This is a genomic window from Nostoc sp. JL23 (genome assembly GCF_017115065.1).
GTDB lineage: Bacteria > Cyanobacteriota > Cyanobacteriia > Cyanobacteriales > Nostocaceae > Nostoc > Nostoc punctiforme_A.
In genome coordinates this window covers 31,258-44,349 of record NZ_JABXKN010000121.1, presented here as the reverse complement: position 1 = coordinate 44,349, position 13,092 = coordinate 31,258, and the positions used below count along the sequence as shown (strand labels likewise).

At 41.9% G+C, this 13,092-nt stretch carries 8 protein-coding genes; 4 read left to right on the top strand and 4 right to left on the bottom strand.

Translation table 11 applies throughout. The features are described 5' to 3' along the window. Positions 1-12 precede the first annotated feature (12 nt). Positions 13-2,421 (top strand): glycoside hydrolase family 15 protein, encoded by a 2,409-nt coding sequence (locus HWQ42_RS24020; protein ID WP_292816712.1) that lies wholly within the window; start codon positions 13-15, stop codon positions 2,419-2,421. A 221-nt stretch (positions 2,422-2,642) separates the two neighbouring features. Further along, on the top strand, positions 2,643-2,795 hold the full coding sequence (locus HWQ42_RS24015) for a lmo0937 family membrane protein (RefSeq protein WP_292735705.1): 153 nt from the start codon (positions 2,643-2,645) through the stop codon (positions 2,793-2,795). 387 nt (positions 2,796-3,182) lie between these two features. Here the strand turns inward: HWQ42_RS24015 and HWQ42_RS24010 are convergent, their stop codons facing one another. Further along, positions 3,183-4,391 carry a 4-hydroxy-3-methylbut-2-enyl diphosphate reductase gene (locus tag HWQ42_RS24010; RefSeq protein WP_292816711.1) on the bottom strand — a complete coding sequence of 403 codons (1,209 nt, stop codon included), beginning with the start codon at positions 4,389-4,391 and terminating at the stop codon, positions 3,183-3,185. A 117-nt stretch (positions 4,392-4,508) separates the two neighbouring features. Continuing rightward, entirely contained in the window at positions 4,509-5,375 is an 867-nt protein-coding gene (locus HWQ42_RS24005; protein WP_292816710.1) for an SGNH/GDSL hydrolase family protein, read from the bottom strand. Here HWQ42_RS24005 and HWQ42_RS24000 point away from each other — a divergent pair. Then, positions 5,296-5,487 carry a hypothetical protein gene (locus HWQ42_RS24000; RefSeq protein ID WP_292816869.1) on the top strand — a complete coding sequence of 64 codons (192 nt, stop codon included), beginning with the start codon at positions 5,296-5,298 and terminating at the stop codon, positions 5,485-5,487. The genes HWQ42_RS24005 and HWQ42_RS24000 overlap by 80 nt on opposite strands. 42 nt (positions 5,488-5,529) lie before the next feature. On the opposite strand, the gene HWQ42_RS23995 is transcribed toward HWQ42_RS24000, so the two are convergent. Beyond that, entirely contained in the window at positions 5,530-6,945 is a 1,416-nt protein-coding gene (locus HWQ42_RS23995) for an ammonium transporter (protein ID WP_292816709.1), read from the bottom strand. A gap of 674 nt (positions 6,946-7,619) precedes the next feature. Beyond that, entirely contained in the window at positions 7,620-7,943 is a 324-nt protein-coding gene (locus HWQ42_RS23990) for a YnfA family protein (protein ID WP_292816708.1), read from the bottom strand. A 266-nt stretch (positions 7,944-8,209) separates the two neighbouring features. Here HWQ42_RS23990 and HWQ42_RS23985 point away from each other — a divergent pair, with 266 nt between their 5' ends. Beyond that, positions 8,210-12,904 carry a GAF domain-containing protein gene (locus tag HWQ42_RS23985; protein ID WP_292816706.1) on the top strand — a complete coding sequence of 1,565 codons (4,695 nt, stop codon included), beginning with the start codon at positions 8,210-8,212 and terminating at the stop codon, positions 12,902-12,904. Positions 12,905-13,092 lie beyond the last annotated feature (188 nt).

Sequence of the window (13,092 nt, the reverse complement as noted above, 5' to 3'; positions counted from 1 at the left end):
CAACAATGCAGTATGGTAAAGATTATTGGTCAAGCAGAAGCTTTTGGCTCACCGGGTATTGAGCCTCGATGGACTCATGCTAATAAAGATGGAGTCGGAACAGCTTACTCTACCTCTAGTAACATTTGGTTTACTCTTTGGAACGGTATTGTCACTGAAATTTACCATCCCACAGTAGACAGACCCCAAGTTCGGGATTTGCAGTATCTAATTTCTGATGGGAAAAGCTTTTTCCACGAAGAGAAACGCCATCTCGAATCCAAAGTGGAACCGATGTGGACTCATGGTTTAGGATTCCATATTACTAATTCCGATCCACAAGGACATTATGCCGTCATCAAAGAAGTGATTGCCGATCCACATTTCCCCTGTATCTTACAGCACACAAAATTAACCGGAGAGAGCGATTTTATCTCCCAACTCCATTTATATGCTTTGTGTGCGCCGCATCTGGAAGTTGAAGGTATGGGTAATAATGGTTACGCTGTAGAGGTTGCTGGGCATCGGATTTTGATAGCCGAGAAACAAGGAACATGGCTGGCACTGGGTGCAACAGTTCCCTTTACCCGCCTTTCCTGTGGTTACGTCGGTAAAAGTGATGGCTGGACAGATTTAGCTGATAATTTCCAAATGGATTGGGAGTTTGATAGTGCTGTAGATGGCAATCTTGCTTTGACTGGAAAACTAAATCTAGATAGCACTAAAGAGTTTACTTTAGGACTGGCGTTTGGTACAAACTTGCATAATGCAATTTCCACGCTATTTCAGTCGCTTAATATTCCTTTTGAACAGCAAAAGCAGCAATACAACGAACAGTGGAAGCGATCGCGCCGCAATATTAGACCGCTAGAATATGTTTCATATAACGATGGTAAATTATATCACAACAGCATTAGTTTGTTGTTAGCACATGAAGACAAAACTTATCCCGGTGCATTGATTGCATCCCTGGCGATTCCTTGGGGTGAAGCCAAAAACGACCAAGAACAAGGAGGATATCACCTTGTCTGGACGCGGGATCTGGTCAGTAGTGTAGCAGGTTTAGTGGCTGCTGGGGAAACAGAAACAGCAGTGCGATCGCTAATTTATCTTGCAACCAGCCAGCAGGAAGATGGCGGTTTTGCCCAAAATTTCTGGGTTGATGGTAAACCTTATTGGAAAGGGATTCAACTAGATGAGGTGGCGTTTCCGATTCTTCTAGCATGGCTACTGCACCAACAGAAAACTTGCTTAAACTTCGATATCTATCCGATGGTTCTGCGGGCGGCGGGTTATTTAATTCGTCACGGTCCAGCTACCCAACAAGAACGCTGGGAAGAAAACAGTGGTTATTCACCATCAACACTAGCATCCAATATTGCTGCCTTAATCTGTGCTGCTCAATTTGTTCGTGAACGTGGGGATGAAGCAACAGCAAAATTTATAGAAGAATACGCTGATTTTTTAGAATCTCACATCGAAGCTTGGACAGTAACTACTGAAGGAACTTTGGTTCCTGGGATCGAACGGCACTATATCCGAATTACTCCTTCAGATATTAATAATCCTCACCCCAACGAAAATCCTAACCAAGGAACTCTTTTAATCAGCAGTCAGCCAGCTGGTGAACCAGCAGAATTTCCAGCCAAGGAAATTGTCGATGGCGGATTTCTCCAATTAGTACGTTATGGAATTCGTAAACCAGATGACCCGATTATTGTTGATTCTGTCAAAGTAATAGATGCAGTTTTAAAAGTAGATACACCCGTTGGGCCTTGTTGGCATCGTTACAACCACGACGGTTACGGGCAGCAAAAAGACGGAAGTCCTTATATTGGTTGGGGTAAGGGACGCGCTTGGCCTCTCTTGACAGGAGAACGAGGACATTATGAACTAGCTGCTGGCGGCGATGTCAAAACATATATCAAGGCGATGGAAGGATTTGCTTCAGACACTTGTTTGCTACCAGAACAGGTTTGGGATGAGGGAGATATACCTGATATCTATATGTATTTAGGAAAACCAACAGGTTCAGCCATGCCTTTAATGTGGGCGCACGCAGAGTATATCAAGCTGCTACGGTCAAATCATGACGGACAAGTGTTTGATTTTATTCCAGAAGTGGCAAATCGCTATCTAGGTGAAAGAAAGCAGTGTAAATCATTGGAAATTTGGAAGTTTAACCGACAAATCAGCCAAGTAAAAAAAGGTCAAATATTGCGAATTCACGCTTTAGCATCTTTTCAATTGCACTGGTCAGATAATGATTGGCAAACTACACAAGATACGCCTTCTACTTCCACAAACTTAGGAGTGAATTTTGTAGATATTTCTGTTTGTGATAACCAGTACCAGCCAATTAGCTTTACCTTTTTCTGGATTGAAAGCAGTAAATGGGAACAACGCAATTATACGGTTGCGGTTGACTCGAAGAGACTCTGAGTATAGAGCAATCCTGTCGTTTGCGGTAATCATGGGGGCAGTTAGCTGATAGCCCACAGCCGTTATCTTTATCTAAATTAAATAGTAACGAAATATTAAGCATACCAAGTCACTTTGAGTAATGCTGCAAAATAATCTTTCTTAGGGCAAATAGAATAAAAGTGAAGCTAGGGAGTAAAATATTTGAACAAATTAAAACTGATTTAATTCAGAGCAAATATATGTTGAGTATACTTTGGGGTATTGTTGTTATACTGGTTGCTTTTTGGGCATTAGGACTGGCACTTCATATTGCCGGAAATCTAATTCATGCAGTGTTGCTTTTAGCCATTGGTCTTGCTATCTATAATTTTTTCAAAGCGCGGGATGTGTAAATAAATATAGCTTTTCCCGATCGTGGTAAGGTACATGATAGTCCCTTATTTGCTTGCCAAGAGAAATGAAGTCGCAGGTGAGCAGCTAATCGAGCAGCAATGTCAGGGTTAGCGCGACAAGTCAAATCATACCCTTTGCCAATTTGCTTCATAGATAGCCATTTGTTTTAGTTTTTTACAAATTATTCAAACAGTGAACACTAGTTACCGATAACTAATATTGGTGTGGTGTTTCGCCAAAAATGAAATCGGTAACTGAGGAATTTATAACAAATAAATTATCCAATCTTGTAAGGCAGACAAGACTTCGGCTACCCTCAGTCGAACCCTGCCTACCCCACAAGAAGTAATTGGATATTTTTTATTTGGAAGTCCCTCTGAGAACAGTTAAACCAACGCACCTGTTGTTTTTAATGTAAAAATCTTCTCAATTACATCTTCTACCACCTTATCGGGCGTAGAAGCACCAGAAGTAATGCCTACAACAATTTCTCCATCAGGCAACCAATTTTCTGTAGTTATTAACTGCCCATTTAATTGCCGATGTTCAATAGAATATGCTGATTTCAGGCGTTCAACAGTATCAATATGGTAAGAAGGAATTCCTCGCTCAAAGGCAATTTGTTGCAACTGAGTAGTATTCGAAGAATTAAACCCACCAATTACTACCATCAAATCTAAATTATGTTCCACTAATTCCAGCATGGCATCTTGCCGTTCTTGAGTGGCATCACAAATGGTATTGAAGCTTTGGAAATGCTGATTTAACTCAGTGGGGCCATACTTCTGTAACATAGTCCGCTCAAAAAGCTTGCCTATTTGCTCAGTTTCGCCTTTAAGCATTGTAGTTTGGTTAGCAATGCCAACTCTTTCTAAATCGCGATCGGGGTCAAATCCTGCTGAACAAGCTTTCGCAAATTTTGTTAGAAATTCTTCACGGTTGCCACCATTGATCATATAGTCAGCAATATATTCTGCTTCTTGCAAATTCAACACAATTAAATACTTGCCAGCGAAGGAACTAGTTGCAACTGTTTCTTCGTGCTTATATTTACCGTGAATTATTGATGTATAATCAATTTTTTTGTGCTTTTCTACTGTATTCCAAACTTTAGATACCCAAGGACAAGTTGTATCAACAATTTTGCAGCCTTTATCGTGAAGTATCTGCATTTCTTGAACGCTAGCCCCAAAAGCGGGTAGTATGACTACATCACCAATTCCAACAACAGAAAAGTCTTTATTCTTTCCTTCAATGGGGATGAATTCTACTTCCATCTCCTGCATCCGCTGATTTACAGAAGGGTTGTGGATAATCTCGTTAGTAATCCAGATGTGTTCTGTGGGGAAGTGCTGACGAGTTTCGTAAGCCATTGCTACAGCCCGTTCTACACCCCAACAAAAGCCAAAGGCTTGTGCTAGTCGGATTGTCACATCACCCCGTTGCAGAGTGTAATTGCGATCGCGAATTTCCTGAATCAAGTTACTCTGATACTCAGATTGCAACTGGGTGGCAACTTCTGCTTGATGACCAAAGCCCTTGCGATTGTAATTTTCTGAATGTTGGAGGCTGCGCTTAAAAGCTTTTGTATCCATTAGATTTGTCTACTTAAACTCACTATTTCTTATTTTCTCGCGCCTAGACGAGATTTATACAGAGTTGTATTCAAAGATATTATCAGAGAGGGGCAAAGGGAAAAGGATTTAATGCCTTTACCCTTTACCCTTTAACCTTTTCCCCTCTTTTTCTTGCTGGGGTTTTAATTCAATCTCGCTATAAATCTGCAATGCAGAACGCCAAACCATATAGCCTTCAGGACTTAAGTGCAAGCCATCAGTAGTAAATTCGCGGCGGAGATTTCCTTGCTTATTGGTAAACAAGGGATGTAAATCGAGATATTTAACACCTTTTTTGGTAGATATGCTTTGTAGTTGCTGATTCAACTCGCGAATGCGACTATTGGCAACAGCCAATAGTTTATCTCGTCCTTTCCAAGTTGCTTCTTCTGCCCCATGTGGCAAAATCGATTGGACAACAATTTGCGCTGTGGGATGCGTCTTTCGTAGATAATTGATAATTTGTCGCTGATTATCTAAAATTTCCCCATTGCTCATCCCCCGAATTAGGTCATTAATGCCAATCATCACAAAAATCACCTCTGGCTGGGTGCGGTCAAATATTTTTAATCTTTTTAAAAGTCCATTGCTGGTTTCGCCAGAAATTCCTTGATTAAGCCAATTTTTACCTTCAGGTAATAACTCAGGGGGAAACCACAAACTCAGGGAATCTCCCACCAGGATGGTTAAATGCGGAGGACGTTGGTCAGCGGCGACCTTGGCTTCTTGGTTGAGGATATTTACCCACTCTTGATAACTGAGTTGGTGACGGCGACCTAAATCAGGTGTAGCAGTTTGCGGTGAGTTGTTCAGGTTGATTGGCTGTGGGGATGCGATTATCCCAAAAAAAGCGGCCAATCTCTGCTGTTGCCAAATTAGCAGGATGACCGCCAACATTAGGATGCCGTTGGTTAACAGCGATAAAAATGCCCAGATAGGAAAGGTTTTTGCAGATGTAGACACGACTAGCGAAATTTACCAATTATTTGAATCAAATTTTAACGCTAGCGATCGCAAATTACCTAATCTTCAAGTGGAAAGTGGGGAGAAGGCGAAGCAAACTCCTAACTCCTAACTCAGCACGGGCTAAACGCCCCGCTACCGCTAACAGCACTCATTACTGAGTAGGACGATCGCCAAACTCGGAGTTGTAACCTTCTTCGCCGTGTTCGTTGATATCCATACCTTGCAATTCAGCTTCCTCTTTGACTCGCAGTCCGACTGTAGCATCGATAACTTTGAGAATAATCCACGTACCAACACCTGCGATTACATAGGCAACGGCAATTGCTACTAGTTCAACTCCCAATTCACCAAAATTACCACGCAGTACTCCATCTTTACCTCCTCCGTTGACTTGAGTAGTGGCAAAGATAGCCGTTAAAATCGCCCCTACTGTACCACCAACCCCATGCACGGGAAAGGTATCTAAAGCATCGTCAACTTCTAGCTTGTGCTTGAAACTCACAGCATAGAAGCAAACAAAGGCGGTGATGAAACCAATTAAAATTGCTGATAGCGGTGTGACAAATCCGGCGGCGGGAGTAATGCCCACCAAACCAGCAACAGCTCCTGTAGCTGCTCCCACGGCGGTTGGTTTACCTCGTAAAGCTGCTTCTAAAATTAGCCACATTAAAGCTGCTGCTGCTGCCGCTGTATTGGTGGCGACAAAGGCTGTTGTTGCCACATTCGTAACTAAGTTACCAGAGGTTCCACTAGCAACAGATAGGGCACTCCCAGCGTTAAAACCGAACCAACCAAACCACAGCAAGCCAGCACCCAGCAAAATAAACGGAACGTTGTGCGGCGGGCTAAGGCGATCGGGATGGGTTTTGCGAGGGCCAAGAACGATCGCTGCTACTAAGGCTGAAACACCAGAACTAATATGAACTACTGTGCCACCTGCAAAGTCTAGGGCACCCAATCCACCATACAAACCTAAAAATCCACCTTTCGCCCAGACCATGTGGGCTAGAGGAGCGTAAACAAAGGTTGACCACAGTAGGACAAACAGCGAATAGGCACGGAAACTCATCCGCTCAACGATCGCTCCAGAAATTAAGGCTGGGGTGATAATGGCAAACATGGCTTGGTAGATCGTGAATGCCTGATGGGGTATTGTTCCGGCATAAGAGACGACTTCCGGCGGGTTTGACCCTTTGAGATAATCGGTTATCTCTAATCCAACACCATTCAAACCCAGCCATTGCAATCCACCGATAAACGGTAAACCTGGCGCAAATGAAAGACTATAGCCCCACAGAATCCAGGTAACTCCGACGATCGCCATTAACACAAAGCTCATCATCAATGTGTTTAGAACGTTGCGCGATCGCACAAATCCACCATAGAAAAACGCCAATCCTGGTGTCATTAGTAGCACAAGTGCTGCTGAAATCAACATAAATGCTGTATCTCCAGTATCAGCAGCAGGCACAGTAGCAGCTGGGGTTTGGGCAAAAGCATTGCCCATCAACGGCCCTCCTAAAAATAGTAGGGTAATAGCTCCAATCATCACAACTTTCTTCAACACTTCTTTTTCTTCCTAAGCACCAACGATTTGTATACTTAACTACATTTGATTACTTTTTTGGACACATTTTTGTCTTGAAAGTTACTTAACCTGAATTTTCTTGAAATGTTAACAATAATATAATCCTGATTGTAGTTACCAAGATTTAAATCAGCGTATAAACACGCAATCATTACATTGCATCTTTTTTTTTCAAGAGAAGAATAGTATTTTATTCAAGCCTGACAAAATTCCAAACTTTTAGTTACCTACTGTTACAAACCAAAATAATTGTCATACTTGACAAAAAGTGTAAATTATCGTTAGTATTTTCCGATAATTTACATAACTATACAGCAGATTTAAACTTATCTCCGAACGCGAATAGGTGTCGGAGATAAAGGATACAACAATGTAAGATAAAAATACCTCCCACCCGTGCTTGCGATCGCGGAGCATCTGATAGAAAAGGGAGAACCAAGTAGCGTGAAACTTGGGGAGGAGTACACTTTATCTAATTGCAAAATGCTGGAGCATGAGTTCTCTTTTTATCCAGTATAAATACGTAGATATTCAGATGCCTGCCTCTGACAGGTTGGTTGCGAAAAAACTTTTGCAATTTTGGGTGGGATTATTATCTGTTTAAAAGAGAACACTATAAAAGTTATTGGTGCAAAATAATATAGAACTTTTACTTAAGTTCTGGGAGCAAACATGATAATTAAAACACTCATTAAAGCTAAACATACTCCGATTAAGTCGTAGCGGTCTGGAGTTACCCCGTCTACCTTCCAACCCCAAAGCATTGCCATTGCGATAAACACGCCGCCATAAGCAGCATACACTCTGCCAAAATTTGTTGGTTGTAGAGTTGCAATAACGCCATAGAAAGCTAAAGCAATTCCCCCCAATATGCCCAACCAGGACGGCTTACCCTCGCGCAACCACAACCAGATCAAGTAGCCGCCCCCAATTTCCAATAAACCAGTCCACAAAAAATACAGCAGGGACTTAATCATTTAAACGATTATTTAATAACATATAAGTCAGTAAAATTACGCTAACGCTTTTAAGTAAACTGTTGTCATTAATTAAAGTAAGTTTGTTGACCAAATTGGGCATGGAGCACAAGAGGCAGAGGTGCAAAGGGGCAGAGGGGAAAACTACGACTTCTCCTTTTACTTCTCTACCCCCCTGTTACTGAGCACAGTCAAGTATTCTCCCCTGCTCCCTTATCCCTCCACTCACCACTCACCATTCCCCAGAATGTAGATAAGGCTTACGGATGAAAGCACCATTACCTGATAACGAAGCCCAGAGAATCGAGGCAATTTTGCAGTATAAGATTCTTGATACGCCATCGGAAGCCACCTTTGACGATCTGACTCGTTTAGCCTCGTATATTTGTCAGACTCCTATTGCCTTAATTAGCCTAATTGATACAAATCGCCAGTGGTTCAAGTCAAAAGTCGGTTTGGATACCCCAGAAACACACCGAGATTTCGCATTCTGTGCCCATGCCATTCTCCAGCCTGATATTTTTGTCGTGCCTGATACAAGAGATGACGAACGGTTCGCGACAAACCCACTGGTGACATCTGACCCAAATATTCGGTTTTATGCTGGTGTACCTCTGACTAACCCTGAAGGATACGCAATCGGCACTCTATGTGTAATTGACTACGTACCACGACAACTTAATCCAGAACAAATAGAGGCATTACGAACTTTAGGTCGTCAAGTCATCAAGCAACTGGAATTGCGCCGAAATTTAGCAAGTTTGGTACTTGTTACCAAGAAAAGCAACCAGGCACAGAGGGTACGCAAGCAATTTTTTAAAAAGATTGCAGCAAGTTTTGGTTTGTCGTCGGTAATTTTAGTTCTAATTGGGGTGGTTTCTTATCAAAATACAAGAGTATTTACTAATTCTAATCGCAGTATAGTAAAACATACTTATAAAAAAATTAACAGCCTAGAGAAAATACTATCCCAGGTAAAGGATGCTGAGATTGGACAACGTAGTTACATCTTTACTGGAGAAAAACTTTATCTAAAATCGTATCAAACAGCACTTAGTAATGTCGATCGAGAAATTGCCGAGCTGAAGAATTTAACAGCAGTTCAACCAAATCAACAAAAGCAGATTGCAACGCTTGAATTTCTGATAACGGCTAAACTTACTGAACTAAAACAGACTATCGACTTGCGCCAGAACAAGGGATTAGAGGCGGCGTTGCAAGTACTGCTGAGAAACGATCGACAAAATCTCATGGATGATATCCGCAAGGCGATCAATGAGATGGAAAACGAGGACAGGGGAATAATCCAACAGCAGTCACAAGCAGCAAAGACTCAGACTGGTTACAGAATTCTGACACTTGCGATCGCTATTTGCCTAAGTTTTATTGTTCTTGCTGTAGTCTACTACTTAATCTATCGTGAGGTTATTGAGCGGAATAGGACAGAAGAAACCTTAAATCAAGAACGCAACTTTATCTCAGCAGTCCTTGATACAGTCGGTGCGTTGGTAATAGTTTTCGATTCTCAAGGGCAAATCGTTCGTTTCAATCAAGCCTGTGAGCAAATAAGTGGTTACTCCTTTGATGAGGTGAGGGGTCGGTATAGCTGGAATTTGTTTCTACCTCCTGAAGAAGTGGAGCCAGTCAAAGCAGTTTTTGACCAGATATTAACTGGCAAACTTTCCCATGATTATGAAAATTATTGGGTAATGAAAGATGGTAGTCGGCGGCTGATTGCTTGGTCAAATACCATTTTAAAAGACTATGAGGGCTGTGTTGAATACATTGTCGGCACCGGCATCGACATTACCGATAACAAACGGACACAACAGCATCTAACTGCACAATATGCTGCAACCCGCGTCTTAGCAGAGTCCGCCACAATTAGCGAAGCTACTCGCCAAATATTGCAAGGAATCTGTGAGAGTTTGGCATGGGATTTGGGTGAAATTTGGATGGTAGATGAGCAAGCAAATGTGCTGCATTTTCTTGATATCTGGCATAAAGCAGCCCTTGAAATGCAAGAGTTTGAAATACTGAAGCGACAAACCACCTTTGCACCCGGAATTGGACTACCTGGAAGGGTTTGGGCTAGTTCTGAATCTGTTTGGATCGCTGATATCACTAAAGATATTAATTTCCCTAACTTTAAAATAGCTGCTCAAGTAGGACTACATGCAGCCTTTGGTTTTCCGATCCGCAGCGGTAACAAAATCCTCGGTGTTATTACCTGCTTCAGCCGGGAAATCCATCCGCCTGACCAGGATTTAGTAAAAACGATGAATTCTATCGGTGAGCAAGTGGGGCAATTTATCCAGCGTAAACAGGCTGAAGAAGAAATACAACGCCAAAATTTGCGATCGCAACTATTTACCGAAATCACCCTGAAGATTCGTCAGTCTTTGGACATCGAAGAAATTCTCCAAATTACTGTCGAAGAGGTACAAAAAATTCTCCAGACTGACCGGGTTTTAATCTATCAGCTGATGCCAGAGTCTGCAAATACCGTTGTTGAAGCAGTAGTTTCTGGCTTACCAGCAATCAAAGAGCAAAACAACGCCGCCCCCTACTTTGAAGCAGAATATCTCCAACAGTACTATCTACAGCAGTACCGTCAAGGCAAGATTTTCGGACTGGATAACTTGGATCTCCTGGAAGTTGAACAAAGCCATCTGGAATTAATGCAACAGTTTGGGGTCAAAGTCAATTTGGTTGTACCCATTCTTGTTAAAGAAGAACTTCGCGGTTTGCTCATAGTTCATCAGTGTGACGATTCCCACCACTGGTCTAGCTTTGAAACCGATCTTTTGCGGCAAATAGCCGACCAAGTAGGTATTGCTTTAACCCAAGCCCAACTATTAGCAGCCGAAACTCGTCAGCGACGAGAACTTGAAATTGCCCGTCGCCAAGCCGAATTAGCTTCTCAGACGAAAAGTGCCTTTTTGGCAAATATCAGTCATGAGATTCGCACTCCGATGAATGCTGTATTGGGAATGACCAGTTTGGTCTTAGATACTCCCTTAGACGCAGAACAGCGAGATTTTATTGAAATAATTCGCAGTAGTGGAGACGCTCTTTTAAGTTTAATCAACGAAATTTTGGATCTTTCCAAACTTGAGGCTGGAGAGATGGCTCTCGAAACTTTAGATTTTGACCTATCCACTTGTGTGGAAGAAGTGGTGGAATTATTGGCTCCCTCAGCCCATAACAAAGGATTAGAAATTGCCGCACTGATTGATCGCAACGTTCCCACCCAACTCAAAGGAGATACTGGTAGGCTGCGGCAAATTTTGATGAACTTAATCAGCAACGCCATCAAGTTTACCAGCACTGGCGAGGTATTAGTGCAAGCCGAATTGCGTTCGCTTTCTCCGACTACAGCCACCATTCATTTTGCCATTACAGATACAGGTCTTGGCATTAGCCCTGAAGACCAACGCAAACTCTTTACGCCATTTACCCAAGTGGATGCTTCGACCACTCGCAAGTATGGTGGTACCGGTTTGGGATTAGCCATCTGTAAACAACTTGTAACTTTGATGGGAGGAGTGATTGGGGTAGAAAGTCAGATGGACAAAGGATCTAAGTTTTGGTTTGAGGTGCTTTTTACCAAACAAGTTGAGCCTGTTGAGCCAAAATGCGAACGCGGACTTTTGCAAAATCGTCGCTTATTGGTGGTGGATAACAACGCTACTAATTATAAAATCATCTCTCATCAAGCTACTCATTGGGGAATGGAAGTAGATCGAGCTGATAATCTTGCTGCGGCCTTTAAAGTTATTCAGCAAGCTAGCGAGCAGGGAAAATCATATCATATTGCCTTGGTTGATATGCAAATACCCCAGACAAATGGCATGACAATAAAAGAACAAATTCAAGCCAATTCTGCAATTGCTAAGATCCCTTTGATTATGCTCGCCTCTACTAATCAACGGGATGAAGTGCAACAGGCGCTCAAAATTGGATTTGCTACTTATTTATTCAAACCCATTAAGCCATCACGACTCCTTGATGCCATCATAAATATTTTAGAAACTCAGCCGGAATCAGAACAAGGATTTAGAAGAAGGAAGCTAGAGGCTACAGAAGAAATTTCGAGTACAGAAACTTCAAGTATTCTTACTTCTTCTTCTAACCTCTCTACTAAATCCAAGTTAAGAATTCTGTTAGCCGAAGATAATTTGGTGAATCAAAAAGTAGCAATAAAGCAACTCCAGAGTTTGGGTTATAAAGCCGATGTCGTTGCCAATGGAAAGGAAGTTTTGCAGCTATTAGAAAAAATTCCTTACGATTTGATTTTAATGGATTGTCAAATGCCAATTCTCGACGGTTTGGAAACCACAAAAGAAATTCATCGTTGGCAAGAAGATGCTTTTGCATTGGGTCATCGTCCTGTGGTGATTGCGATGACAGCTAATGTGATGAGAGAAGACGAACAAACGTGTCTAAATGCCGGAATGGACGACTATTTGAGTAAGCCAGTATTTAAAGAAAAATTGGCTGAAACTTTAGAGCATTGGACAGGTGTGATCGCTTCCCAACAAGAGGCAGGTGTATATGAACAGACAGTTTCCACTGACTTAGCAATTGATTGGGAACACTTGCATCAGATGTCGGGAAATGATAAAGAATTTGAATTAAATTTATTGCAAATATGCGTTGAAGATATTAAACCCCGTTTAGAGATAATTAAAGCAGCGATCGCAACTGATGACTTTGGGCAAATAGTGCGAGAAACTCATCACCTTAAAGGTGCTAGTGCCAACATTGGAGCCACAGCTATGTACTTAGCAACTGACAAACTAGAACAACTAGCTAGCGATCAAGACCTTAAAGGTACTACTAATTTAATTTTAGAATTAGAAGAATTTGTCAACTGCATTCAATACTTTTTAATTAAAAACAAAGTCGTGAAGGAGGCAGGAGGCAGGAGGCAGGAAGTTACAGAGCGACTTAAGTAGATAAACAAAATTGAATTACACAATGTCATTGCGAATGCAGCGTACCCCTGCGGGGAAGCAAGCTACGCGGTAGCGTCTCCAAGAGTTGCGAAATGACTGTAATTAATTCTGTACGCTTACTTAGGGATTTCCAAGAAATAAATTACCTAAATAAACGTAGACGCATTCGCGGAGCGTCTCGTAGAGAA

What these genes read in the sequence shown, in the direction of transcription:
- HWQ42_RS24000 (WP_292816869.1), top strand. Translation starts at nt 5,296, where the DNA reads ATGACCGCCAACATTAGGATGCCGTTGGTTAACAGCGATAAAAATGCC.
- HWQ42_RS24015 (WP_292735705.1), top strand. Translation starts at nt 2,643, where the DNA reads ATGTTGAGTATACTTTGGGGTATTGTTGTTATACTGGTTGCTTTTTGG.
- HWQ42_RS23985 (WP_292816706.1), top strand. Translation starts at nt 8,210, where the DNA reads ATGAAAGCACCATTACCTGATAACGAAGCCCAGAGAATCGAGGCAATT.
- HWQ42_RS23990 (WP_292816708.1), bottom strand. Translation starts at nt 7,943, where the DNA reads ATGATTAAGTCCCTGCTGTATTTTTTGTGGACTGGTTTATTGGAAATT.
- HWQ42_RS24020 (WP_292816712.1), top strand. Translation starts at nt 13, where the DNA reads ATGGTAAAGATTATTGGTCAAGCAGAAGCTTTTGGCTCACCGGGTATT.
- HWQ42_RS24010 (WP_292816711.1), bottom strand. Translation starts at nt 4,391, where the DNA reads ATGGATACAAAAGCTTTTAAGCGCAGCCTCCAACATTCAGAAAATTAC.